Raw genomic sequence first — 23,542 nt, 5'->3', positions numbered from 1 at the left:
GCTGGAGGAGCATATGCGCCTGGAAGACATCGACCTGGCGAACAACGACACGTTTCTCGACGGCGAAACCCCGTGGCGCATGTTCGACGTGCTCCGGCAGGAGGCGCCGATTCACTGGCAGGACGAGGGCGAACAGGGCAGCGGTTTCTGGTCGATCACCCGGCACGCCGACATCGTTTCCGTGGACCGGGACTCGACGACCTTCACCTCCGCCAAGTTCGTCAACCTGGAGGAGGTGGACGAGCGGCAGGCGACCATCCGCCGGTCCATGCTGGAGACCGACGGTCCCCGGCACAGCGTGCTCCGCCGCATCCTGGCGCGGGACTTCACCCCCCGAGCGGTGGCCGGATACGAGGTGTTCCTGCGCGGCCTCACCGCCAGGACCCTGGACGCGGCGCTGGCCAAGGGCACGTTCGACTTCGTCCAGGAGGTGGCCGCCGATTTCCCCATCAACGTGCTCGCCAAGATGCTTGACGTCCCCGAGGACGACACCCAGAGACTGATCGACTGGGGGAACCGGATCATCGGCAACACCGACCCCGACTACGCCGACGTCCTGTTGCACAGCGAGGAGAGCGAGCAGTACAAGGACCTGCCCTTCCGCAGCCCGGCCTCCCTGGAGGTCTTCGAGTACGGCAGGCGACTCGCCCGCGAGCGGCGTGGCGTCGCCGGCGGCGATCTGGTCAGCAAGCTTGTCAACGAGCCCACCTCCGACGGTGTGCCGCTGTCGGGGCACGACTTCGACAACTACTTCCTGCTGCTTGTCGTGGCCGGCAACGAGACGACCCGCCACGCCATCTCGCACTCGATGCTCGCCCTGATCGACAATTCCGGCCAGGCGGAGAAGCTCCGCCAGGACCTCAGCCTGATGCCCTCGGCGGTCGAGGAGTTCCTGCGCTGGGCGTCCCCGGTCTACCACTTCCGCCGCACCGCCACCCGCGACGTCGAGATGCACGGTCAGCGGATCCGTGAGGGTGACAAGGTCGTGATGTGGTTCGCATCGGGTAACCGCGACGAGCGCGTCTTCGAGTCCCCCTACACCTTCGACGTGACGCGGCAGGACAACGACCATGTCACCTTCGGCAAGGGGAGCCCGCACTTCTGCCTGGGCAACGCCCTCGCCCGGCTGGAGATCCGGATCATGTTCGAGGAGTTGCTGCCGCGTATCTCCGGTATCCGGCTGGCCGGGGACGTGCGCCGCGTCCGCTCCAGCTTCGTGAACGGCATCAAAAGCCTCCCGGTCACGGTCCAACTCGCCTGACGGGAATTCTCCCTCGAACTCGATCTCCGCTGATCGAGGATCACGCGATATTTCACGACGCCTGTCACTGGTGAGAACTCGTGCACCACATCCGTGGACGGCTCCGGCTCACGAGTGCGTCTATGGCATGCCGGAGGTGTCCAGACCACATCCGAAACGTCCAAGGCCAAGGATAGTCCGCGAGCTGACGAGGCGGTATGCGGCCGGCACTGCCAGACGGCGGGACGGGAACTGGCGCGGCACCTGATGCACCCTGACGGAAATGTCGCGTGCCCGGGAGTACCCGGCCATCGTCGCGATGGACGGCAGCCGGCGAAGACCACCCACGTGGTCGTCGTCCCCCAGCCCTCCGCGTAACCTCCCGACGGGGTGACGGCGATCCGATCGCCGTCACCCATGTCGTTGGGCACGCCGTCAGCCGTCGCAGTTGACCTGCGCATACAGGCTTAGCGGACGTTTTCGTTCCGCTGTACTTCGACCCCCGCGAGGTGGCGCTGTCGGTTGCAGTTGAAGCTGTCGGTGTTCGCGTGTTGTTGTCGGTGCTCGTGTCGGTGTTCAGGTTGAGTTGTCGGATTCCGCCTTCGGCGCCGATCTTGATGGGGCAGAATGCTCAGCCATGACGGCTTTGCGCGCCGCACCGGAGCTGATATGACCGACGCCTACTCGCCCGTTCCCGAACTGAACTTGCTCAAGGAGTTCTCCGACGGCCCTGGAGATGCCTACTTCTCGAACGGGTTCGAGTTCTGCGAGTACGACCGACCCAACGCCGGCTTGGTGGAGTGGCTGTGCCTAGAGGGGCGGGAAGAGGAGGTACGAGGACACCTCGCCCGGCTCACCCCCTTCGCTAGGGCCAGCGACTCGGGTTCGTTCTACGCCCTGTGGCACTGCGACGACCGCACCGACTTCGCCACCCTTCCTGTCATCCGCTTCGGCGACGAAGGTGATCTCGACATCATCGAGGGCCTGCGCAACCTGTTCCGGTTGCTCGCGATCGACGACGAGTGGTTCACCCCTTGGGACGAGGAGCGCGAGGCGGACCCCGACGAGGAGCACTCCCCTGGGCACGAGGCGTACGTGGCTTGGCTGAAGGAGACGTTCGGCCTGCCCCCTCCCACCGAACCGGAAAGGGATGAGATTCTCAAGTCGGGACGCAAGAAGTACGGCGCCCGGTTCGTGGACTGGCTGGAGGAGTTCGGATCCCAGGAGATCGACTTCGACTCGTGGCGCAAGGAACTCGGCGGCTCCTGAGTAAGTCTGCGACCCGTTCGTGATGACCACGCCACACCAGTCACAGGGTTCAAGACCAGGCTCATCGGTGCTCATGCCGATCGACTACCCGGGACGTTTGAGACCTCTCCCGAGAGAACAACTCCGCTCGAAACCGTTCAGACCAAGATGGTGTCAGTGCTGGCCTTGGTCACCCTGGTCCTGGAGCTGCCCCGCTGGCGGTGGCTGGTTCTTGATTGACAACTCTTCTGACAGACGGCCATTCTTCTTGTTGATAAGCTCTGCTTTACGGCGTGCTCGCGAGTTGTGATTTTCGCTTGGAGAGCTCGGAGTAGCGCTTCGCAAACCCTTCTGCCTTTCAGGAAAAGGCGTTGGACAAAAGAACAGGATGTCATGAAGAAGATCGCTGTGGGCATGGCGCTCACTGGACTTGTCCTTGCGTGCCTGCCGGGCTCCTCTGCCGCCCAGGCCGTCTCTGCCGCAACCTTCTGTCTCTACGAGCACGACGACTTCAAGGGCGGCAAGTGGTGCACCAGTCCTAATTACGATCGAGACCTGTCGAACAACTACTGGGCGGGAACGAGGCGCTCGGTCAATGATGGTGCGAGCTCGATGGTCAACAACACGAACTGCCCGGTTGTTCTTTGGTCCGGGAAATCATGGACGGGCGACGACTATCGGGCTCAGCCGAGAAGCTCGGACAAGGATTTCACGAATAACGGCTTCGATAACCGGGCCAGTTCGCTGTATTTCGACTGTCCCGAATAGGCGGCGATAAGCGAGAAGAGGCCGGCCGTCGCCTGGCCGCGGGACGCGCGCTCGACCGCGAAGACAGTCGCCCGAGGGTGAGGCTCCCTCGGGCGACTCGAATTCTCAGCCGGTACGGGATTGCGGCCGTCACTTGCCGAAACCGGCGGTCAGGCCGGCCAGCAGCTGGCGGCGGCCCACCACGTACAGGATCAGGATGGGCAGCGTGGTCAGGACCGGGGTCGAGACTGGCATGAGTCGTTGATCAAGTGGTCTGTATTCGAGCCGAGTCCCCTGACGTCGGCCACTCTGAGTGGTCGGTCGGTGCGTAGTAGTTCCAAGCTCCGCCTGCGCCGGCGGCGACTCTGCTGTTGGTCTCATCGTGGAAGCCGAACCTCTGGCGATGACCGGTGCAGGGGCCTGGAGGCGTGCATGGAGTGCGATCTCCCCGGGGTGAGCGGGTCCCCGGGTCGGGCATATGCGATCATGTCAGAAATGGACGCTCGTTTCCTTGGTATTGCTGATCTGGTCGAAGTCCCGCCCGTGGCGGTCGTGGTCGACGTCATGCGTGCTTTCACCGTGGCCGCTTGGGCCTTTGCCCAGGGGGCGGAAAAGATCGTTCTTGCTGAGTCGCTGGACGAAGCCCTGGCGCTCAAGGCTCGCCCCCCGGATTGGGTGGCGCTCAAAGACGGTCCGTCGGCGCTCGGGTTCGACACCGTCAACTCGCCGGGCCTGCTGCGGTCGATTGACCTTGGCGGGACGAATCGTTGTGCAGAAAACCACGGCAGGAACAGTCGGCGCCCTTGCTGTCAACGAGGCGCCGCTGGTGCTGTGCGCCAGCATCGTGGTGGCGGAGGCAACGGCTCGGCTCTTGCGGACACGCAACAGTGACAGCGTCACGTTCGTGGTCACCGGCGAAGATGGGCAGGCCGATGAAGATCTGGCCTGTGCTCAATACATCGTTCGGAGGGCCACCGAGGCTGGGACGGATGCTGCTGAGTTCCTCCGCCGCGCTGCCGAGTCGGGGTGTGTCCCAGGGCCGAAGCGTTCTCATGTCGTGAAACCGAGTAGCTGAAGGCCGTCGGCGGGGTAGCTGCGGTAGTGGTCGGTGGCGGCGGCGATGTTGGCCCAGCCGATCAGGCGGGCCAGGCCGAAGGCGAGGTTGCGCAGGCTGGCCATGATGCGGGGTGCGGTGCCGGTGCGGACGCGGGAGGCGTCTTCACGGTAGGTGACGTCGCGGATGTGGTGCAGGGCCTCGATGCTCCAGTGGCCGCGGATGAGTGCGGCGAGCTGGGCGTGGGTGATGCGGCCTGGCGGCAGGCTGGTGATGGCGTAGATGGTGATGATGGTGGTTTTGCCGGTGCGGTGGTCGGTGCGGCGGCGTTTGATCTGGATGGCCTGGGCGGCGTGGGGGAAGGGCAGGCCGGGGCGGGCGGTGCAGATCTTCATGCGGCGGATCTCGCGGCGGCCGTGTCCGGTCTCGTCGGTACGGTTGTTGAGGATGGCCTCGCGCCAGGGCAGGGCCTTGAGCCGGCGCAGGAGAGTGGGCGTGGAGTAAGCCGCGCGGCGCGGTGCCCTTGATCGGGTCGTTTCCGCGCGACTCCTCCCCGAACCGGACGTGCGAGTTTCCCCGCATCGCGGCTCTCCGGTGGTGCTACTGCGTGCGTGGTCGCTGGTGGATGTCGGTGTGGCAACGGGCGCAGACGATCAGGGGGGCGGTCACGCCGAGGATGTGAATGCGCCGGGTGGCGATCTCCATCAGGAACAGCCCGTACAGGCGTCTCAAGGAAATTGTGTCGACGCGGAAGAAATCGACGGCCAGCATTCCCTTGGGCTGAGCGCGTAGGAAGGTCCTCCACGAGGTATCGGCGTCTCGGGGAGCCGGGCCCCTCCTTGCTCATCCTCGGGCGGCCGGACCGACTCGGATACGTCCACCGATCTCGGATCAAGCGGTGTGCCAAGCCGGCAGGGCGCCGGACGTCATCAGCCGGTGAGCCCGCAATCTCGGCGGCAGGAGTCGCGCCAGCGCGGCCAGGACCGCTCGATCGGCCCAATGAGGCTTCGACCGGTCGGCCTGACGCCGCAGCACCTCCACCTCATGCCGCAGCACCATGTCCCCCGGACTCCACGATGCGGCCCTTCCACAACGTGACCGACCTGAACGACCCGCGAGCCACCCGGCGAAAACCTGCCGTTGCAGGTGTGATCAGCGACTACTGCCGCGCCGCTTAACCGCAGCTCAAAGCACGTAACTCGATATTCGAGCGGTATGCCGAGCAGCGCAACATCAAGCGTGTGGCCGCGTTCCTCGGCATCGCGGTCCGGAGCCTGGCCACCCGACTGTGGCCCCTTGACCGCCGCCATGCAACGAAAACGCGCCCTCGGCCGGCCAACAGCCCGCCCATCCCTCTCTGCCTGGTCAGCCGCCACACGGTCACGGCAGGTCCAGGATTGACACCATCGCCGCGGTGTGGCCGAACTGCTCGCGCAGTAGGTCTGGCCGTATAGTGACATCACGCGTCGTCCGTAATGATCAAAGGGAGCTATGGCCAAGGTCGGAATCAGTGACGTCGCCGCTCGTGCCGGGGTCAGCGAAGCGACCGTCAGCCGTGTGCTCAACCGTCGGGGTGTGGTTGCCGCCAGCACGCGCCGTGTCGTGGAGGACGCGATCCGCGAGCTGGGATACGACCGCGGAGGACAGAGCCAGCTCGTCATCGTCCTGACCCCGGGCCTCGCCCAGCCTTTCTTCGGCCGGCTCTGCGAGCTGATCGAGTCGGCATTGGCACCCCAGGGGTTCAAGGCTGTCGTGTGCTCCACGACGGTGGGCGGGTTGCAGGAGATCGACTTCATCACCTCCACCATGGATCTGGGCATCGCGGGCGCGGTCTTCGCCTCGGCGAGCAACACCCTGATCGGCGCGGACCCGGCGCCGTACCGGCTGCTGCAGGAACGCCAGATCCCGTTCGTCTCGATGAACGGTGCGATCGAGGGAGTCCCAGCCCCCAGCTTCTCCACGAATGACAAAGTGGCGGCGGCGCTGGCCGTCGACCACCTGTGGAAGCTCGGTCACCGCGACATCGGCATGATCGTCGGCCCGGTGGGGAACCGGCCCAGCGAGCGGCGCCTCGACGGTTTCGTCGAGGCGATGAGCTCACGTGGCGTGGATGATCCGCGGCGACTCGTCGCGCACCAGGTGTACAGCGTCGAGGGCGGAATGTCGGCCGCCGAGACCCTGCTCGACCAGGGTGCGACCGCGATCGTCGCGGCGAGCGACTACATGGCCCTGGGTGCGATTCGTACGGCGGGGCGTCGCGGTCTGTCCGTGCCAGGCGACGTGTCCGTCGTTGGATACGACGACTCCCAGATCATGGGATTCGTCGATCCGCCCCTGACGACGGTCCGGCAGCCGATCGAGCGGATCGCGCAGGCGATCTCCGCCACCATGGTGCATTTGGTCAACAGGCGGCCGGTGCCGGCGGGGGAGTTGATGTTCGACCCCGAGCTGATAATCCGCGGCTCGACGGCCGCCCCACGCACATAGCCGCCGATCGCTCAGCAGGCTGATCCTCTGCTGCCGCTGCCGCTGCCGCTGCCGCTGCTGTTCGCCTGATTCGCAGGATTCGCCCGATGCCGCCAGCGAGACGGCGTCGGCGGCGATCGTGTCTGCCCGCGGGATGTGTCCTCCGCTGATGGATGCCCGGATCATGGGGGCTGCCTGCCGCCACGGCGGGCTGTGTGACTCCTGCCGAGCCCACGACGGACCCGTCCTGTCGCCCGGGACGCGGGCTCCTTGAGCGTGTTGCCGTCTTGTTACGCACTGCTTTGCCCGACTGTTGACGTGTCTATGACGTGTATGTGACACTCGGTTTTCATGATGAGGCAGTTACCGCCTGTGGAGCACACCGCACGGGCTGGAAAAAATCACCCACCATGGCACCTTTGGGTTGATTCGAGCATGCACGATCTTATCGAGTCTTTCATTTGGGCGTCATATCGTTCGCGTGAGTGGGTTCAGACCGGACGGGAGCCCGGATATCTCCCGAGTTACTGGGCCGGTTTGACGGACCGGCCGATGTTCTATTCGAGGGACCTCGCCCACCAAATGCTCGGCGCGCATCTGCTGAGACTGGACACGGAGAACCTTTCGATGCTTCGGCATTTCGCCGGATCGTCGAACGGCGCCCGCGGCTGGTATCCGTTGTGGGCGTTCGAGTTCGACGGCACCCCGGCCGCCATCGACTACCACTCGGATGACGACTTCGTACGAGAGGTCCCGGCGCCATTCGAACTCGTCGAGAAGGCGGTCGAGCAATATCGCTGGACGGCGGACGACCGATTCCTGGTCGCTCCGGAGATCGCGGCGTTCGTGCGCAACACGATGACGTCGTTCGTCGACGCCCACGATCCCCTCGGGACGGGTGTCGCGGGTGAAGGCGGCAGCGGGGACATCTTCCGCGGAACGGCGACCTACAACGAGGGGGAGCGGCCACCGCACCTCCTGGTCGCCGCCGACGGGATCGCGAGCCAATGGGCGGCGCACCTGGCGCTCGGCTCCGTCACCGGTGCGGTGCTCGACGAGGAGTTCGCCGCGTGGAATCGTGAGCGGGCCGAGCAACTGGATGAGCACTTCTCGACATCATGGTGGTTGCCCGGCGACCAGCACTATGCTGCGGGCTTCACCGCCGACGGGCCGACCGGCGGGTTCCGGCTGGAGAGCACATGGTTCCCCGCACTCAAGGGGATCATGCGCGAGGACCAGCGCTCGAGCGCGCATCTCGGCTTCCTCCGATCGGGCCTCGCGGCGACGCCGCCGTCCAATATCGAGGCTTTCACCTACCTTCCGGAGGCGTTCCTCCGGTACGGGTGGGACGACGAGGCGTTGCGGTGGATGCGATACCTCGCGGGCTCCAGGGCGGACTATCCGGAGGTCCCCTTCACGCACGTCGCGCACGTCGCGGTCGGCCTGACCGGGCTGGAGCCGGGCACCCAGGAGGGCGTCGTCCACACCCGCTCGCACCTTCCGTCCGGGGAGTGGATCGAGGTCGGAGAAGTTCCAGTCGGTGGTTCCGTCGTCGGGCTGCGGCACGAGGGCAGGGAAGCCACCGAGTTTCAGGTGACCGGCGGACCAGGCGTGACCTGGACCTCCATCTGGGACGACGGGCACGTCAGCACGGTTGACGTGCCGAACGGTTCACGCGTGCGCGCAGGCGCCGACGGCAGCGTCGTCGTGCTTCGCGGGCAGCGATAGATCACTGATAAAGGAGACCCCCCTTGCACCGGAAGGCACTCGCCGCCGTCACCGCCGTCTCGTTCCTCGCGCTCGCCGCGTGTAGCAGTGAGACCAGTGATGGAGGAGGCTCGGCCGGGACCACCACGATCAGCTACGCCTTCTGGGGAACCACAGACGAGGCCGCCACCATGAAGGCGATGATCGCGGCGTTCGAGAAGGCCAACCCGACGATCAAGGTCGAGCCCAACTGGATCCAGAGCGACTACGAGCAGAAGCTCCAGACGTCGATCGCCGGCGGCGACGCCCCGACCGTGGCGGAGATCTCCGACACCTCGCTGCCAAGCTTCGCCAACTCTTTCAAGCAGGTCGAGGTCGACAAAAGCGTCTACTACTCGCCGGCCGTCCAGCGGGCGGGGACGTTCGGCGGGGCCGACTACGCGGTGCCCTTCGTTGCGAAGAGCAAGGTCATGGCCGTCGGCAAGGACGCCTTCGACAAGGCCGGCGTCCCCGTCCCGTCCGGCGCGACGCCGATGACGACCGCGGACTTCGTGTCAGCGGCCAAGAAGCTGACGTCGGGATCGGACGCAAAGAAGGTGTATGGCTCCGCGTCCCTTTGGTATGACGGCTGGCTGATCGCGGAGGGCGGCTCGTACTACAGCGCGGACGGCAAGCAGTGCACGATGGGCAACGCCGATGGGATCCGCGCCGCCCAGACCGTGGTGGACGCCGTGAAGACCGGCGGCTTCGCTCCCAACCAGGCCGACTCCCAGGGTCAGGACATGTTCCAGTGGCTCGCCGACGGCAAGCTCGCGATGCTGCCCGACTTCGGCCCGTGGAACATCGCCAAGATCGCCGCGTTGGACCCCTCGAAGTTCCTCCTCGTGCCGATGCCCGGCAAGGGCGAGCCCATGGAGGTCGACAGCCTGGGCATCGCGAAGGGCGCGAGCGAGGCGGAGACCGCCGCGGCGAAGACCTTCACGAAGTTCATGAGCTCGACCCCCGACGCGCAGAACCTGCTGGCGACGACGACGTCCGCGCTCGGCATCCCCGTCATCCAGGGATCACTCGACGCCTTCAAATCCATCGCCCCGAAGGTGAACCTGCAGGCCTTCATCGACGCCGTCACGAACGCGGTGACCACGCCCGCAGTCAAGGACAAGGTGCGGATCGAGAAGGCCTTCTCGGATGACCTGAACTCGCGCACCGCGATCGGGTCCGGCACCGAGGATCCGGCCGTCGTGCTGCCGCAACTTCAGGCCGACTGCCAGAAGTTGCTGGACGCGGCGCAGTGACGATCACCGAGCGGATTGCGTAGAGGGGGATCGCGGGATGTCGGGCATCGTGGACGGGCTTGCGGGATTCCTCGAACGACTGCACGTCGTTGAGGGGCTCAGACCCATCCTCTCCCTGGTCATCATCTTGGCCATCGTGTTCGGCCTCATCGGCGCCGGTCTGTGGGGTGCACTCCGGGCGCGCTGGATCTCGCGGAACACCGCCGCGTTCTGGCTCTTCGTCTCTCCGTGGATCGTCGGCTTCGTGATCTTCACGGGTGGGCCGATGGTGTACTCCCTGGTCCTGTCATTCATGGACTGGGATCTGATCGATCCGGCGAAGTTCACGGGGCTCGCCAACTACAAGGAAGCGCTCTCGGACCCCGAACTCGTTCAGGCGATCAAGGTCACCCTGACGTACGCCGTCGTGAGCGTCCCCCTGCAGACGGTGCTCTCCCTGGGTGTCGCGCTCCTGATGAACGTCCGGGTCCGCGGGGTCAACGTGTTCCGGACCATCTGGTACCTGCCTTCGCTCGTGACGGGAGTGGCCCAGGCAGTGCTGTTCATCTGGGTCTTCAACCCCAGTTACGGCCTCGTCAACGGGTTGCTCCGCCTGTTCGGCGTCGAAGGACCCAAGTGGCTCTTCGACGCCGACTGGGCCCTGCCCGCGGTGATTCTCATGAGCCTCTGGACGGTCGGCGGGAATATGATCATCTATCTCGCCGGCCTACAGGACGTGCCGAAGAGCCTCTACGAGGCGGCCGCGATCGACGGCGCCGGGCGCTGGCACTCGTTGTGGCACATCACGCTTCCCCAGGTGAGCCCCGTTATCTTCTTCAACGTGGTCACGGGCCTCATCGGTGCGATGCAGACCTTCACCCAGGGCTACGTGGTCACGCACAACGGGGGCGGCCCGTCCGACTCGCTCCTTTTCTACGTCCTGTACCTGTACCAGAACGCGTTCTCCTTCTTCAAGATGGGATACGCATCCGCCCTGGCTTGGATCCTGTTCGGCATGATCATGGTGCTCACGGCGCTGGTGTTCCGGGGGAGCGCCTTCTGGGTCTACTACGAATCGCAACGGCCGAAGGAGCGGAGGCGGCGTGTCCATGTCAGCTAGCGCGGGAGCGGTGCGTGCGGAGGGGACGCGACCCCGGCCACTCGGGCCCAAGGTCTTCGCGGTCACACTGCTCGTGGTCGGCTCCGTCGTCTTCATCTACCCCTTCCTCTGGATGATCGCGACCGCGCTGCGGACGCAGGCGGGCGTGTCGCAGGGAGGGGCGTCGCTCTGGCCCATCCAGTGGCAGTGGTCCAACTTCTCCGACGGTCTCGGCTCGTTCCCGTTCTGGACCTACCTGCGCAACTCGGTGCTGAGCACGCTCGTCCCGGTCGTCGCGGTGGTCTTCTCGTCGTCGCTCATCGGGTTCGCGTTCGCGCGGATCCGGGTCCGGGGCTCCGGGGTGCTGTTCGCGATCGTGCTGTCGACGATGTTGCTTCCCGGGGAGGTGACTATCGTTCCGCAGTTCATTCTTTTCAAGAATCTCGATATGATCGATACGTTGTGGCCGATCATCGTCCCGACCTTTTTCGGCTCCTCGTTCTTCATCTTCCTGTACCGGCAGTTCTATTTGCGATTGCCGGACGCGCTGACGGATGCTGCCGTCATCGACGGCGCGGGCTGGTTCCGCATCTGGTTCTCGATTTATCTGCCGCTTTCCCAGCCCATCATCATCGCGACCGCAGTGTTGCAGTTCATGTCCTACTGGAACAACTTCTTCCAGGCTGCGATCTACCTTTCAACGGATCGGTGGAAGACGCTTCCGCTCGCTCTCGCGGGTTTCCAGTCCGTGCACGGCACGAACACTCCGCTGCTGATGGCCACCACACTGGTGGTAACCCTTCCGTGCGTTCTTCTTTTCTTCTTCGCGCAGCGTCACATCATCGGCGGAATATCATTCACGGGGATCAAATAATGGAAATCGAAATGCCTGCCACGGATGCCTCTTGGCTACCGGGGTGGACGCGCTCGGAGCCTGAGGCGCCTGTCCCGCTGGGCGCCGACCACTCCGGCGCAGGGCTCCTGCTGCGGGCGACGCGGCCGGGCGACGTGCGCGAACTGCGGGCCGGAGTCTTCGAGGTCGTGTTCAGCACGTTGGGCGAGCCGCTCGGTCTCACCGTGACGATCCCCGCGACCGATGCGGGCGCGTGGTGGCGCCCGGGCAGCACCGTGCCGCACGCGACGATCCCGCCATCGTGGGGGGCGGCGGTCGACGTGACGGCCCTGCGGGGCATTCCGCTCGGAGCCCTGCTCGGCTCGCGCGACGTCGCCCGTCTGGTCTACGCGGTCGACAGCGGCCCTAGTGAGACCCAGGTGCTGGCCGGCCTGGTGGAGGAGACCGCCGACTTTGTGATCAAGGTCGCCGTCGGCGGCTCTGGTACGGCGGGCGACGTGCGGCTTCTCCTGGACGTGTCCGGCGCCACCTTCGCGGAAGCCGTTCCCGAGGCGGGGCGCTGGCTCCAGGGTAAGGAAGGCCATCGCGGGGCGCCGGGGGCCGAGGACCCGGTCCTGTGCACCTGGTATTTCGCGCACCAGCACGTCTCGGCCGCCACCGTACTCGCGCAGGTCGATCGCGCGGCCGCGATGGGGTTCGGCACCGTGATCGTCGATGACGGCTGGCAGACGAGCTCGCACGGCCGGGGATACGGATCGTGCGGCGACTGGGAGGTCACGGAGGACAAGTTCCCCGATGCGGCCGGCCTGGTCGAAGCGTTGCGCGCCCGAGGGCTGCGCACCGTGTGGTGGATCGGCACACCATTCCTGGGCTATCGGGCGAAGACCCGCGACCTGGGGCTTTCGACGCTGCGCGACAAACCCGAGCTGGAGGCGGAGGTCCTCGACCCGAGAGACCCCTTCACTCGCGCCTACCTGGTCGGGCGGATGGAGGAGATCATCGCGCGGACGGCGGCCGACGGCCTGAAGCTGGACTTCCTGGAGGAGTTCCAGGACCAGGGGGTGCCGGGGTCCGTGGCCGCGGCCGTCGACACCGTGTCCGAGATCGTCGAAAGGCTGCGAGGGCTCGGAGTCGAGCCATTGATCGAGTTCCGCGAGCCGTACGTGCATCCGGAAGCAGCCCGGCACGCCTCGATGATCCGCGTCGGCGACTGCCCGCTGAATGCGGTTCAGAACCGCGTCGGCATCCTCGACCTCCGCCTGAGCCGGCCGGGCACGCCGATCCACAGCGACCCGATCATGTGGGCCGAGGGCGACAGCCCGGAGCGGGTCGCCCATCATCTGATCAACTCGCTGCTGGGCGTGCCGCAGGTGTCCGTGGACCTGACGCGGCTTCCCGGTGACCAGTCCGAGGCGCTCACGTTCTGGCTCAGTGTCTGGCGCGAGCACCGCGACCTGCTGCTGCACGGTCGGCTGGTGCCCGAGCGCCCCGAACTGATGTACCCGGTGGTCCGCGTTCACGACGGCGGCCGGCACTTCGTCGCGAGGTACGCGCCGCACTCCATCCTGATTCCGGCCGGTGACTGGACGGAACTGCTGGTCGCGAATGCCGACGACAGCTCCCCGATCCTGCTGAACGAGGGGGACGAGGTCAGCGTCGGCCTGGAGGTCTGGGACGCCAGGGGGCGACTGGTCGTCGACGGGGACATCGTGCTGGCCTCCGGGCCGCACGCGCTGGCCATTCCCTCCGGCGGGCTCGCCCGGTTGCGCCGGGCCCGTTCGTCGATGCCCTCGACATGACGGAGGTCTGCGCGACGACGTTCACAGACGATTCCCCCGGCCCTCCCCGGCACGCACGGCTTGTGCTCGATTTCGCCGGCGAGGGGGTCTAGCCCGGTGCCGGCGACGGTGGACGTCACCGACTTCGGGACGGCTCCCGGCAGCCGCTCCGATGCCGCGCCCGCGGTCGCGGCGTCCCTCCGGGCCGCCGGCGCCGTGGCGGGACCGGTGGTCCTCCGATTCCCTCCGGGCGACTATCACTTCTGGCCGGATGGCGCTCAACGTCGTGAGCTTTACGTAGCCAACACGGTGGGGGACGATCCGCGGTACCGCGAGAAGACGATCGCCGTACTCGTCGAGGGGGTCGACGATCTCCTCATCTCGGGGGAGGGCGCCCGCATCCTCCTTCATGGGCTCCAGACGACCTTCGCCGTCATCGACTCGCGGCGGGTGCGCGTCGAGGGACTCGAGTTTGATTTCGCGGTGCCGACGGTCGTCGACGCCACTGTCGTGGACGGGGGCGTCGAAGCGGGCGGGCGTACCGGGTGATCCGGGTGCCCGAGGTCACGCTGTTCTCCGTCGAAGGACGCTCGATCTGTTGGCACGGTGAGGCCCTCGGCTCGGGCGCCGTCGCCTGGGAGGGCCGTGATGCGCTCGAGTACACGCAGATCCGTGATCCGTCCGGCCACAGGACGCGGCGCGGCCCGAACCCGCTCTTCGACGACGTCTGGTCGATCAAGGCGGTAGGGGACCGCGAGATCCGGATCGACTACGACCGCAGCGAGGAACCGGCCGACCTCGGTGTCGTCTATCAGATGCGCCTGACGACACGTGATCATCCCGGCGCGCTCGTGCTCGACAGCTCCGGTGTGACGCTGTTCGGGCTGCGTTTCCGGTTCCTGCACGGCTTCGGCGTCGTGGCACAGGCGAGCCGTGACGTCACGATCGAGGGCTGTGAGTTCCGAAGCCCACCGGGCAGCGGGCGGCACACGGCGGGTTTCGTCGACTTCGTCCAGTTCTCCGGATGCTCGGGAGTCGCGGCCGTTCGCGAGTGCCTCTTTGACGGGCCGCACGACTCCCGCAGTTCTCGCCCGACGACATGATCGAGATCGTCGAGCGGGAGACGCTCCAGGCGATCGCGACCGCGACGGTGGAGCGCGTACGGCAGCCGAGCGGGCGGGACCGCGCCCACCCGCTCAGGGGCATCGTCCTGACCGTCGGCTCCGAGCTTCCCGGCGACCCCACCGGGCGGGCCGCGGTGGAGAACGTGACCCGGACGCCCGCCGTGCACATCGCCCGCAACGTCTTCCGAAACGTGCCCACGCGCGCCGTGCTCGTGACCACGCGGCGTCCGGTGGTCATCGAGGACAACCGGTTCGAACGCCCGGGAATGGCCGCGATCTACGTCTCAGGCGACGCTGTCCCGCTCGAAAACACGGTTTCGGGCTCTGAGCTGGGGTTCTGCTGCGCGATCAGTGCGGCGGCTGTCACCATCGCGGGGTGTCGTTGTCGCTGATCTACAGGGTGGTTCGGTGCTTGTGCAGCCTTGTGGCGGTGCTGGTCCGCTCTGATTTGTCCAAGGAAGCTGAGCTACTAGTGCTGCGTCACGAGAACCAGGTGCTTCGACGTCAGCTCGGTGTCCGGCCGCAGCGGGGTCACGCCGACAGGCTCTGGCTTGCGGCGTTGTCACGGCTGGTCCAGCGCCGCCGGTGGGCGGAGGTGTTCCCAGTCACCCCGGCGACAATCTTGCGCTGGCATCGCAACCTTGTGGCGCGGAAGTGGACCTTCACCGGGAGGCGGAGCCCGGGGCGGCCCTGCACCCGCCGGCCTGTCAAGGCACTGATTGTTCGGATGGCGCGGGAGAACCCGACCTGGGGGCACAGGAGAATCCAGGGCGAGTTGGCCCGGCTGGGGTTCCCGATCGCGGCCTCCACGGTGTGGGAGATCCTGGGCGCGGCCGGTATCGATCCGGCGCCCCGCCGGGCTGGGCCGAGTTGGCGGCAGTTCCTGGCCGCTCAGGCCCATGCGATCATCGCGTGTGACTTCCTGGTGGTCGAGACGCTGCTGCTCAAACGGCTGTATGTGCTGGTCTTCATCGAGCACGGTACCCGGCGACTGCATCTGGGTGGGGTGAGCGCGCACCCGACCGGGGCGTGGATGGTGCAGCAGGCCCGCAACCTGGTGATGGGCCTGGGGGAGTGCATCGCCGGGCTACGGTTCTTGATCCACGATCGGGCCCCGCTCTTCACCGTGGCTTTTCGGGAGGTCTTCACAGCAGAAGGGCTACGGACCATCACCATCCTGCCGCGGACGCCGAGGATGAACGCCATCTGCGAGCGGGCCATCGGCACCCTGCGCCGTGAACTTCTGGACCGGATTCTGATCCTCAATGAACGCCACCTGGCCCTCGTGCTCCAGGAGTATCTGATCCACTACAACGGGCACCGGCCGCACCAGTCCCGGCACCAACGGCCCCCGGACACCGCAACGCAGGCCGCCCGCGACGTGACCGACCTCAACGACCTGCGATCCATCCACCGAAAACCCGTCGTCGCAGGCATGATCAGCGAATACCGCCACGCCGCGTAACCGCAGCTCAGGACACGTAACTCAATATTCGAGCGGCACACCGTCTTGCGCTGGCACCGCGATCTGTTGAAACGGCGTCACGCCCGTGGCTGCCGGCCGAACAGGCGAGGTCGCCCGCCCACGGTCCGCTCGATCCGTGTCCTCATCCTGCGACTGGTTCGCGAGAACCCGGCGTGGGGATACCGGCGGGTGCACGGTGAACTCACCACGCTCGGCATCAAGATCGCACCATCCACGGTCTGGGAGATCCTCCAGCAGGAAGGGCTCGATCCAGCACCCGAGAGGGCATCCACCACGTGGGCCGCCTTCCTGCGCTCTCAAGCTGATGCCCTGCTGGCCTGCGATTTCATCGAGACCATCATGTTGAACGGGCAGCGCCAGTACATCTTGGCGGTCATTGAGCACGCCACCAGGCGTGTGCGCGTGCTGGGCACCACCGCGCACCCGAACGCGAGCTGGGTCATCCAGGCGGTCAGGAATCTCGTGATGGATCTAGAGGATGCGGGCTGCCGGGCGCGCTACCTGATCCGTGACCGGGATGCCAAGTTCCCGGCCTGTGTGAACACGATCCTGTCCGATGCCGGCATCGAGACCGTGCTCACCGGTATCCGGATGCCACGCATGAACGCGGTCATGGAGCGATGGGTGCAGTCGTGCCGCCGAGAACTTCTGGACCGCTGCCTGATCTGGAACGAGCGCCACCTGCGGCACGCCCTACGCGAGTACGAACGGTTCTACAACGAGCACCGAGCCCACCAGGCCCGGGCTCAAGCGGCACCGCTGCGTACCGTCCCGGATCCGATCATCGATCCGAAGCGACTGGACGACCTGGACATACGTCGGCGAGATCGATTCGGCGGAGTTCTCCACGAATACTCACATGCCGCTTGAGCTGGATGGACGTAGTTTTCGGCAGGCGCAGAGCCGCCACGAGCGCTTTCGTGCGAGTTGGATCAGCTCTATTGACAGTCGTGATCACTAATCGTACGGTTGGTGATGAATGGCCCTCCGAAAAGGAGGGTTAGGGTCCATCCGTAATAGTCTGTGGAGGCGTTTATGAATCCAGCGGAGATTGCTCGGATCAAGAACAGCATGAAGACGGCGAATGGTTCCGAGAGGGTGCTCGACACGCCTTTCGTGGACGAGTTGGAGCAGCTCGCCGCAGGTTTTGCCAGCTGCGCGTATGGCACCGGCTTTAACGCCGGCGTCTAGTAGCTGAAACCACAGTATCCCTCCGCCTTTCGTTAGGGAGAGGGATACTGTCATAATGGTGGAGGATAAGGCGTGTCGAAACTGATTCAAATTGAAGAGCCGCGACGCAAAGAGTGGCCAGAAAACGGCCTTGACGTGGCAGCGCTGCGCGCCGAGGGCTGGCGGCCGCTGCCGTTCAGCCAGTTTGTCGTCAAAATTCATGAACGCTGCAATCTGGCGTGTAAATACTGCTACATGTATGAAATGGCGGACCAGTCATGGCGCGGGCGGCCTATGACCATGGCCGATGAAACAGTCGAGACGCTCGCCAGGCGAATTTCCGAGCACGTCGATGCACACGACTTGCGTACCGTTGACCTTCTCCTTCATGGGGGCGAGCCGCTGATGGCCGGCCCTGACATGATCGACCGTTTCGTGCGTACCGTGCGTGGCGCCGTCGCGGGCAGGGCCGATGTGCGCTTCACCGTGCAGACGAACGGTCTGCTACTTGACGAGCGAATGCTCGACATGTTGCTCGCTCACGGTGTTCGCGTCGGGGTCAGCCTGGACGGCGGCATGGAGGCGAACGACCGGAGTCGTAGATACCGCAATGGCCGGGGCAGCTATTCGGACGTGGCGCGCGCGGTGGAGCTTCTGCGCTCCGACCGGTTCCGGTCGTCCTTCGGCGGCATCCTCTGCACCATCGACCTGAGAAACGACCCGATAGAGTGCTATGAGGCGCTGGCTGAATTTTCGCCGCCAATCATTGACTTCCTGCTCCCGCACGCGAACTGGACGACCCCGCCACCTGCCCAGAACGGTTCCGGTCCCACACCGTACGCGGACTGGTTGATCCAGCTCTACGAACACTGGCGGGGGAGCTCGCAGAAGACCAAGATACGTCTCTTCCAAAACATTTTCCGGCTGCTGCTGGGCGGGCCCAGCACCCTGGAATCCATTGGACTCCTGCCGGTCCGGATCATCGTCATCGACACCGACGGCACTCTGCAGCAGGGCGATTCGCTCAAATCGGCCTTCCCAGGAGCACCCGAGACCGGGCTGAATGTATTCGAGCACGACTTCGACACCGCCCTGGCTCATCCAGCGGTCATCGCCAGGCAGATAGGCGTCTCGGGCCTCAGCGCGACGTGTCAAGAATGCACAGTCAGAGACACCTGTGGCGGCGGATTCTACACACACAGATATCGCCGCGGGTCAGGTTTCCTCAACCCATCAGTTTATTGTGCCGATCTGCTGCGGCTGATTACGCATATTCGGCAGGACATGAGACGAGAACTTCTTGCGGACAGTGCAGCGTCAGATGCCTGAGCTCCTCATTCCCAGGTATCGGAATTCGGGGGGAGTGCAGCCGTTCGCTCGTCGCCTGCGCGCGCTGATGTCCGCGAACCAGCCCGCCGCCTGCCCCGTGCACGTCGGCCTCGCGGCCCCCCGGCCGCTCTCCAGCACGGTCGCGATCATTACGCACGCCATCGCTAAGCACCTGGTGGAGGGGAACGCCGCCGCGTTGCCGGCCTTCAACACCTGGCCGCCCGGCGATGTACGCATTCTCACCGCCGCCAGTTGGAACCGCCTGGACGCCTGCGCCGAGGAGTTCGGCGATATGCCCGCCGATCTGGCGTCGGATCTCTGGTTCCAGGTCGATCAAGTGTGTCATGGCAGCGGCTCCCTCACGACTCCTGAACTGCGGGCCGCTGGTGATCTGCTGCTCCGCTTGGGGTATCCGAAACGGGCGGCCAAGATCCTCGGCATGTCCGAGACGAAGGCCAGCGCTCATCGCTTCAGCCCGCAGCTGGCCCGGCAGGAGATGTCCGTTCTCCTCAGACTTCACGCTGGCGCGGCCGAGCTTGACCAGATCGCGCTGAACGTGGCAGCGGACGAGAAAATCGACCCGTACGCGCGTCTCATGCTGGCGAACTTCGTCGTGGTACGCCACGGCAAAAGAGGGGCCGACACCCCGCAGGCGCACCAGGCGGGGGAACTGGGCAAAAGGGCGCTGGCTTCCATCGACGACACGGAATCGGCCGCACTTCTCGCCGAGCACACCTGGCTGCGCGCGGTGGCCTACCTCCCCTTCCTCAAGGCGGACTCCAAGGCCACGCTCGCGGTGCTCGACCGCGCTGAGGAGTGTCTCACTCTCGCACGGCCCTCCCAAGAGGCGTTGCACCTCCTGGCCTGGGAAGACCACGCCATGCCCTTGTACGAGACACTGACAAAAACCCACCTCGTCTTCGGCCAACCAGAGCAGGCCGTCGCTGCGACGGACCGATTGGTCGAACTCGAGCCGAACGATCGCAGAACATGGAGCGCGCGCGGGCAGGCCCTCGCGGCTGCGGGGCGCATCGACGAGGCGCTGTACGCGTTCGAGCACATGCTGCCATTAGGAGGCATCGCGGTCGCCGAAGCGGCCTTCTACCTGGGCTGGGTCTACGAACAGCAGGGCAAGCCGGATCTCGCTCGTGACCATTACCTGCTGTCTCAACGCGTTGATCCCACAGCCGAGCTGGTGGACGAGCGGCTGAAAACCCTCCAGAAATGACGACAGACCACCAGGAGTCCCCTTCCCTGTGGCGGAACAGGAACTTCGTCCTTCTCTGGATCGGATCCGGGGTGACCATCCTCGGCAGCCGGGCCTCCAGCGTCGCGCTTCCCCTGCTCGTTCTGGCACTGACCGGTTCGCCCGTGCAGGCGGGTTGGGTGGCGTTGGCTGGGGTGCTCCCCGATCTCCTGCTCTACGTTCCGGCGGGTCCCTTCGTCGACCGGTGGGACTGGCGGAGGGTGATGCTGCTGTCCGAACTCGGGCGGGGGCTGGCCATCTGCGCCCTTGTCATCTCCTTGGTCTTCGGGACTCCGGGCATCGCCCTCATCATCGCGGTCTCCTTTGTCGAAGGAGCCCTTGGCGTTTTCTACCGCCTGGCCGAGCGGCTCTCCGTCCCATCGATCGTGCCCGCCGACCAGGTCGTGAGCGCCATGGCAGGGAACGAGACACGCGCCCAGTCCGCCATGCTGTTGGGCCGGTCGCTGGGCGGCCTTCTTTTCAGCCTCGGACGAGCCGTCCCCTTCGTCGTCGACGCGATCACCTATGCCGTCTCGGTCGGGACGCTGCTGTCCATGCGGGTGGTGACCACCAGGCGGCCGGCTCACGAGCGACGGCATGTTCTGCGGGAAATGGTCGAAGGGCTCACCTGGGTGGGACGCAATCCGTTCCTCAGAGCCTGCCTCGTTACGACGGTGGGTGTGGGCATCCTCGTGCACGCCCTGATTCTTACCTTCATGGCAAGTGCGCAGCAGAACGGGACGTCACCGTTTTTGATCGGTGTGACGCTGTCGATGCCGGGAATCGGAGGGGTGATCGGCGGAGTCGTCGCGGCCCCGTTCTTCCGGCGCTTCGACTTCTCGCTGGTCCTCGCACAAATGTGGAGTTGGGCCGGCGCGCTGGCCATCCCACTGGTGGGCGTCGACATCCTCCCGATGATGGTCACCCTGCTGATCGTCGGATTCGTCGGCTCTGTGGGAAACGTGGCCATGAACACCTACCTGGTGCAGCAGACGCCCCCACACCTGCTGGGTCGGGTATCCAGCGTCACGCTCATGGCCCTGTTCGTCGGCAACGCGGTAGGACCTCTCTGCGGCGGTCTTCTCACGGAGCGCGTGGGCATCGACATCACCGTGCTGATCCTGTTCGCAGGAATGCTTCTCCTCGCCGGCTGGGCCAGCACCATTCCCGCCGTTCGTCGGCCGCCGGTCTCCCCGGCCGAATCCACCGTCTGAGCGGCGATCGCATACGTCACCTTACGGTAGTTCGAGTTTCATGCCGATCAGCGGGAGATTGACACCTGCGTTGCGTAGCGGTTGCGGAGTCGGGATGATCTCGGTGGCGTTGAAACCGAGCTTCTCGTAGAACCCGACCGCGGGCGTGTCCTGTGCCACATGAAGAGTTACGGTCGCAGGGCGGGGAAGGTCGTTCATGGCCCTTTCCATCAGTTGCCGTCCGAGCCCGCGGGATTGGCTGCCGGGCAGGATGTACAAGCCGCCGATCGTTGCCCCGGCTTTGTTGCGCAGAACCTCGCAGAACCCGACGATCTCCTTGCCAGATCGAGCCACGAACAAGCCCTCACCGCGCGCCTTTGCTTCCCATTCAAGCTTCTTGCGGGGCGCGAGGTCATCTCTGACGAACCTGGCGAGAACTTTGCCGTCCACCCCTGGCACCCTGGCGTAGGTGTCTTGAAAGGCGGCCAAGTGGACGCGCAATATACCTGTCGCGTCATCGGGCCGTACCGGGCTTATCCGCACTCCGGTCGTAGCGCGTTCACGTGCCTTCGCGGGCGCACGCAGAAACCTTCCGACGGCCTTGAAGAGAGGACCTAGAATCGTAGACATCGGTATCAACGCTCACCAGTTGGATTCACCCTGCCGACCCGGACGGGTGACGTGGGGTCAGGTTAAGATGGCGTTGGCCGCGGTGTTGGTCATCCTGTCGATAGCAAGTCGGAAGACCGTCTGGACCGCGGGCGCGGCCATGGCCCCTCCAGACGCGAGCGCAGCGGCGGCCAAGCCGTAGTAGTAAAGCGTGAGCCCTTTGTGCGCGAGTACGAGTTGCGCACCGGCATGAAGCCCCAGACCGGCAACGCGCACTCCCGTAGTGGCGTCGATGAGGTTGTTGCTCGACCCTTCCGGAGAAGAGAAGTCCTGGGTAAAGGCGGTGATGCCTTCCCCACGGCTGGTGGAGGCAAGAGCCTGCACGTGGCCGCCCCCGTCGGTCAGTGGCTCGTGGAGCCGGGCGGCCTGCACATCGTGGGCCCTGCCCAAGGCCATGCAGGCGCTCTCGTCGCCGTCCGGGAAAACACAACCCAGGAAACTCTCAACTGCAGCCAGTTCTCCGTGCGGAGGCTCAAGACCCATTGTTCGTCACTACACCTTCCCGCTTTTGTCGATGACGGCAACGGACTCCGTTTCGGCCGACTCGTAGTCGGCGGTCATGACCTGCAGGCCCACCGGGTAGCCGCTGTAGTCATCCAGATTGCTCTGAAAGCAGTCATTAATCAGCCCGAATGCCATGTCGTAGCACATACCTATCGCCTGACCAACGGCATTGTTCATTCCCCACGGCTGGCCGTAGGACTTCACTTCCTCAAAGAACGCCTGAACCTGCGCCGATGCCTGTGCATGGGTGTCGGCCAGGCCCGTACCCGATCTGCGGCATTGCGCGTAGTCCAGCTCCAGCTCGCCTGCCATGAGCGCTCCTGTCTCATCGCCCTCACTCACGGGGACGCACGCTTTCCATGAACGAACTCAGCCTTTCCCCGAACGACCGCATCTGAGCGATCCCCGATTCCTTGAGTTCGTGGATCCGAGCCTCGACCAGGTCAGGGTCGGCACCTGCGGCTCTACGATGCTCGCGTAGCTTCGCCGCGAACTCGTCCATGGCGCGGTTGACCGCCTTCACCAGACGTCCGCTCAACTCCGGCGTCGTACGCATCGCCCGCTCGTCGATCATCATGGCCGTGAGCCGCGGTCCGGGCCCACAGGTCGCCCGGACCATGCCCCGGGCGGCAGACCCCTCGCCGAGCAGTTCCCTCGCCTCGCCGTCAGGCACGCCACCGATCGTCTCCAAGAGGTCGGCCACCTGGTCGAACGCATGCCGCAAGTCCAAGGCCGGCACATCGGAGGCCACTTCCGCCTCTTGCCGAAGCTTGTCCGCGCTCGCCCGCATCGAGTTCGTGATGGCCGTCATCCGCACACCGATTTCGTCACGGAGTTCGCGCATCTGCCGGGCTACAGCCAGCGGGTCAATTGCCGGAAGGGGATCCAGCCCAGCGGACTGAGCGAAGAAGTCGTCCAAGGCCGCGTTCACGGCCACCAAGACGTGAACGGCCAGCTTCTCCGAAGTGAGGCGCAACGACCGCGCGTCCAAGGCCACCGAGGTCAACTGCCCATCGGTGACGACCGCCCGGATGCGGTCTGACTCGCCGATGCCGCGCATCCGAACTCGTGCCCCCAGCCCTGAAACTGCGTTGATCCCGGCAACGCATCGCGAGGGATCACATCCAAGATCGTGATAAGAAACGAGGTTACCTCGTGATCGTCGACGACGATAGCATCGGCCGTACTGAACCGTTCCAGCCCCCCCGACGAATGTCCTGGCCACAGGATGATCACAATGTCGGTGTTCGGTCGATAAGCGGGCGTTCCTCCAAGGCCAGGTAGTTAAGGTTTCTGAGCTGCTGGCAAGAGCGTTGCGGAGATCGGGTCGGCGGTGTAGACGCCTGGTTTGATCT

General features: G+C 65.4%; 25 protein-coding genes and 1 pseudogene. 20 read left to right on the top strand and 6 right to left on the bottom strand.

Annotated elements, in window-relative coordinates; genetic code table 11:
* The first annotated feature begins 13 nt into the window (after positions 1–13).
* From ACZ6S0_RS49920 to ACZ6S0_RS49900, 5 genes and pseudogenes are all read left to right on the top strand, one after another.
* Positions 14–1,261 carry a cytochrome P450 gene (locus ACZ6S0_RS49920; RefSeq protein WP_465927664.1) on the top strand — a complete coding sequence of 416 codons (1,248 nt, stop codon included), beginning with the start codon at positions 14–16 and terminating at the stop codon, positions 1,259–1,261.
* Between the two features lie 648 nt (positions 1,262–1,909).
* Positions 1,910–2,509, top strand: coding sequence for a hypothetical protein (locus tag ACZ6S0_RS49915; protein WP_465927662.1), 600 nt, complete (start codon positions 1,910–1,912; stop codon positions 2,507–2,509).
* A 372-nt stretch (positions 2,510–2,881) separates the two neighbouring features.
* Entirely contained in the window at positions 2,882–3,256 is a 375-nt protein-coding gene (locus ACZ6S0_RS49910; RefSeq protein ID WP_465927660.1) for a peptidase inhibitor family I36 protein, read from the top strand.
* Positions 3,257–3,667: 411 nt separating this feature from the next.
* Positions 3,668–3,958: pseudogene (locus tag ACZ6S0_RS49905) on the top strand (2-phosphosulfolactate phosphatase); the annotation flags it as partial.
* Positions 3,959–4,004: 46 nt separating this feature from the next.
* The gene (locus tag ACZ6S0_RS49900; protein WP_465927658.1) at positions 4,005–4,310 is read left to right on the top strand and encodes a 2-phosphosulfolactate phosphatase; all 306 of its coding nucleotides are present in this window, start codon (positions 4,005–4,007) and stop codon (positions 4,308–4,310) included.
* Here the strand turns inward: ACZ6S0_RS49900 and ACZ6S0_RS49895 are convergent.
* Together ACZ6S0_RS49895 and ACZ6S0_RS49890 are read right to left on the bottom strand one after the other, a co-directional pair.
* Positions 4,286–4,738 (bottom strand): ISAs1 family transposase, encoded by a 453-nt coding sequence (locus tag ACZ6S0_RS49895; protein WP_465927715.1) that lies wholly within the window; start codon positions 4,736–4,738, stop codon positions 4,286–4,288. The two genes, ACZ6S0_RS49900 and ACZ6S0_RS49895, sit on opposite strands and share 25 nt — an antisense overlap.
* Positions 4,739–4,889: 151 nt before the next feature.
* Positions 4,890–5,060 (bottom strand): hypothetical protein, encoded by a 171-nt coding sequence (locus ACZ6S0_RS49890; RefSeq protein ID WP_465927656.1) that lies wholly within the window; start codon positions 5,058–5,060, stop codon positions 4,890–4,892.
* Positions 5,061–5,780: 720 nt separating this feature from the next.
* Between ACZ6S0_RS49890 and ACZ6S0_RS49885 the strand changes: the two genes are divergently transcribed.
* The 15 genes from ACZ6S0_RS49885 (at position 5,781) to ACZ6S0_RS49815 (ending at position 21,035) form a co-directional block, all read left to right on the top strand.
* The gene (locus tag ACZ6S0_RS49885) at positions 5,781–6,776 is read left to right on the top strand and encodes a LacI family DNA-binding transcriptional regulator (protein ID WP_465927654.1); all 996 of its coding nucleotides are present in this window, start codon (positions 5,781–5,783) and stop codon (positions 6,774–6,776) included.
* 330 nt (positions 6,777–7,106) lie between these two features.
* Positions 7,107–8,483: a hypothetical protein gene (locus ACZ6S0_RS49880; protein ID WP_465927652.1), complete on the top strand. Its 1,377-nt coding sequence runs from the start codon at positions 7,107–7,109 to the stop codon at positions 8,481–8,483.
* Between the two features lie 23 nt (positions 8,484–8,506).
* On the top strand, positions 8,507–9,757 hold the full coding sequence (locus ACZ6S0_RS49875) for an ABC transporter substrate-binding protein (RefSeq protein ID WP_357753712.1): 1,251 nt from the start codon (positions 8,507–8,509) through the stop codon (positions 9,755–9,757).
* A 37-nt stretch (positions 9,758–9,794) separates the two neighbouring features.
* Positions 9,795–10,856: a carbohydrate ABC transporter permease gene (locus ACZ6S0_RS49870; RefSeq protein ID WP_357753710.1), complete on the top strand. Its 1,062-nt coding sequence runs from the start codon at positions 9,795–9,797 to the stop codon at positions 10,854–10,856.
* Positions 10,846–11,709 (top strand): carbohydrate ABC transporter permease, encoded by an 864-nt coding sequence (locus ACZ6S0_RS49865; protein ID WP_465927713.1) that lies wholly within the window; start codon positions 10,846–10,848, stop codon positions 11,707–11,709. Before ACZ6S0_RS49870 ends, ACZ6S0_RS49865 begins: the two co-directional genes overlap by 11 nt.
* A gap of 11 nt (positions 11,710–11,720) precedes the next feature.
* Entirely contained in the window at positions 11,721–13,487 is a 1,767-nt protein-coding gene (locus ACZ6S0_RS49860; RefSeq protein ID WP_465927649.1) for an alpha-amylase family protein, read from the top strand.
* Between the two features lie 108 nt (positions 13,488–13,595).
* Positions 13,596–14,015, top strand: a complete 420-nt coding sequence (locus ACZ6S0_RS49855) for a hypothetical protein (RefSeq protein WP_465927647.1) — start codon at positions 13,596–13,598, stop codon at positions 14,013–14,015.
* Positions 14,016–14,020: 5 nt separating this feature from the next.
* Positions 14,021–14,569, top strand: coding sequence for a right-handed parallel beta-helix repeat-containing protein (locus ACZ6S0_RS49850; RefSeq protein WP_465927645.1), 549 nt, complete (start codon positions 14,021–14,023; stop codon positions 14,567–14,569).
* The gene (locus tag ACZ6S0_RS49845; RefSeq protein ID WP_465927643.1) at positions 14,566–14,982 is read left to right on the top strand and encodes a right-handed parallel beta-helix repeat-containing protein; all 417 of its coding nucleotides are present in this window, start codon (positions 14,566–14,568) and stop codon (positions 14,980–14,982) included. The genes ACZ6S0_RS49850 and ACZ6S0_RS49845 overlap by 4 nt, the downstream gene beginning before the upstream one ends.
* Positions 14,983–15,317: 335 nt before the next feature.
* Positions 15,318–16,055 carry an integrase core domain-containing protein gene (locus ACZ6S0_RS49840; RefSeq protein ID WP_465927641.1) on the top strand — a complete coding sequence of 246 codons (738 nt, stop codon included), beginning with the start codon at positions 15,318–15,320 and terminating at the stop codon, positions 16,053–16,055.
* A gap of 189 nt (positions 16,056–16,244) precedes the next feature.
* On the top strand, positions 16,245–16,946 hold the full coding sequence (locus ACZ6S0_RS49835; RefSeq protein WP_465927639.1) for an integrase core domain-containing protein: 702 nt from the start codon (positions 16,245–16,247) through the stop codon (positions 16,944–16,946).
* A gap of 165 nt (positions 16,947–17,111) precedes the next feature.
* Positions 17,112–17,267, top strand: a complete 156-nt coding sequence (locus tag ACZ6S0_RS49830) for a hypothetical protein (protein WP_465927637.1) — start codon at positions 17,112–17,114, stop codon at positions 17,265–17,267.
* A gap of 72 nt (positions 17,268–17,339) precedes the next feature.
* The gene (locus ACZ6S0_RS49825; RefSeq protein ID WP_465927635.1) at positions 17,340–18,575 is read left to right on the top strand and encodes an FxsB family cyclophane-forming radical SAM/SPASM peptide maturase; all 1,236 of its coding nucleotides are present in this window, start codon (positions 17,340–17,342) and stop codon (positions 18,573–18,575) included.
* On the top strand, positions 18,568–19,803 hold the full coding sequence (locus tag ACZ6S0_RS49820; protein ID WP_465927633.1) for a BTAD domain-containing putative transcriptional regulator: 1,236 nt from the start codon (positions 18,568–18,570) through the stop codon (positions 19,801–19,803). The genes ACZ6S0_RS49825 and ACZ6S0_RS49820 overlap by 8 nt, the downstream gene beginning before the upstream one ends.
* Positions 19,800–21,035, top strand: a complete 1,236-nt coding sequence (locus tag ACZ6S0_RS49815) for an MFS transporter (protein ID WP_465927631.1) — start codon at positions 19,800–19,802, stop codon at positions 21,033–21,035. Before ACZ6S0_RS49820 ends, ACZ6S0_RS49815 begins: the two co-directional genes overlap by 4 nt.
* A gap of 21 nt (positions 21,036–21,056) precedes the next feature.
* Here ACZ6S0_RS49815 and ACZ6S0_RS49810 read toward each other — a convergent pair whose 3' ends face one another.
* From ACZ6S0_RS49810 to ACZ6S0_RS49795, 4 genes are all read right to left on the bottom strand, one after another.
* Complete coding sequence (locus ACZ6S0_RS49810; protein ID WP_465927629.1) at positions 21,057–21,464, bottom strand: GNAT family N-acetyltransferase; 408 nt, start codon at positions 21,462–21,464, stop codon at positions 21,057–21,059.
* Positions 21,465–21,701: 237 nt separating this feature from the next.
* On the bottom strand, positions 21,702–22,166 hold the full coding sequence (locus ACZ6S0_RS49805; protein ID WP_465927627.1) for a hypothetical protein: 465 nt from the start codon (positions 22,164–22,166) through the stop codon (positions 21,702–21,704).
* 9 nt (positions 22,167–22,175) lie between these two features.
* Positions 22,176–22,499, bottom strand: coding sequence for a hypothetical protein (locus tag ACZ6S0_RS49800; RefSeq protein WP_465927625.1), 324 nt, complete (start codon positions 22,497–22,499; stop codon positions 22,176–22,178).
* A 22-nt stretch (positions 22,500–22,521) separates the two neighbouring features.
* Entirely contained in the window at positions 22,522–23,247 is a 726-nt protein-coding gene (locus ACZ6S0_RS49795) for a hypothetical protein (protein ID WP_465927623.1), read from the bottom strand.
* Between the last annotated feature and the right edge of the window lie 295 nt (positions 23,248–23,542).

It is taken from the genome of Nonomuraea sp. NPDC051298, from assembly GCF_055586305.1.
This window is presented reverse-complemented; position numbering and strand designations above follow the sequence as displayed.

Coding starts and splice junctions, on each gene's coding strand:
- ACZ6S0_RS49830 (WP_465927637.1), top strand. CDS start 17,112: ATGAATCCAGCGGAGATTGCTCGGATCAAGAACAGCATGAAGACGGCG.
- ACZ6S0_RS49890 (WP_465927656.1), bottom strand. CDS start 5,060: ATGCTGGCCGTCGATTTCTTCCGCGTCGACACAATTTCCTTGAGACGC.
- ACZ6S0_RS49920 (WP_465927664.1), top strand. CDS start 14: ATGCGCCTGGAAGACATCGACCTGGCGAACAACGACACGTTTCTCGAC.
- ACZ6S0_RS49795 (WP_465927623.1), bottom strand. CDS start 23,247: ATGCGCGGCATCGGCGAGTCAGACCGCATCCGGGCGGTCGTCACCGAT.
- ACZ6S0_RS49915 (WP_465927662.1), top strand. CDS start 1,910: ATGACCGACGCCTACTCGCCCGTTCCCGAACTGAACTTGCTCAAGGAG.
- ACZ6S0_RS49880 (WP_465927652.1), top strand. CDS start 7,107: ATGATGAGGCAGTTACCGCCTGTGGAGCACACCGCACGGGCTGGAAAA.
- ACZ6S0_RS49815 (WP_465927631.1), top strand. CDS start 19,800: ATGACGACAGACCACCAGGAGTCCCCTTCCCTGTGGCGGAACAGGAAC.
- ACZ6S0_RS49885 (WP_465927654.1), top strand. CDS start 5,781: ATGGCCAAGGTCGGAATCAGTGACGTCGCCGCTCGTGCCGGGGTCAGC.
- ACZ6S0_RS49845 (WP_465927643.1), top strand. CDS start 14,566: ATGATCGAGATCGTCGAGCGGGAGACGCTCCAGGCGATCGCGACCGCG.
- ACZ6S0_RS49865 (WP_465927713.1), top strand. CDS start 10,846: ATGTCAGCTAGCGCGGGAGCGGTGCGTGCGGAGGGGACGCGACCCCGG.
- ACZ6S0_RS49860 (WP_465927649.1), top strand. CDS start 11,721: ATGCCTGCCACGGATGCCTCTTGGCTACCGGGGTGGACGCGCTCGGAG.
- ACZ6S0_RS49820 (WP_465927633.1), top strand. CDS start 18,568: ATGCCTGAGCTCCTCATTCCCAGGTATCGGAATTCGGGGGGAGTGCAG.
- ACZ6S0_RS49805 (WP_465927627.1), bottom strand. CDS start 22,166: ATGGGTCTTGAGCCTCCGCACGGAGAACTGGCTGCAGTTGAGAGTTTC.
- ACZ6S0_RS49800 (WP_465927625.1), bottom strand. CDS start 22,499: ATGGCAGGCGAGCTGGAGCTGGACTACGCGCAATGCCGCAGATCGGGT.
- ACZ6S0_RS49870 (WP_357753710.1), top strand. CDS start 9,795: ATGTCGGGCATCGTGGACGGGCTTGCGGGATTCCTCGAACGACTGCAC.
- ACZ6S0_RS49910 (WP_465927660.1), top strand. CDS start 2,882: ATGAAGAAGATCGCTGTGGGCATGGCGCTCACTGGACTTGTCCTTGCG.
- ACZ6S0_RS49840 (WP_465927641.1), top strand. CDS start 15,318: ATGGCGCGGGAGAACCCGACCTGGGGGCACAGGAGAATCCAGGGCGAG.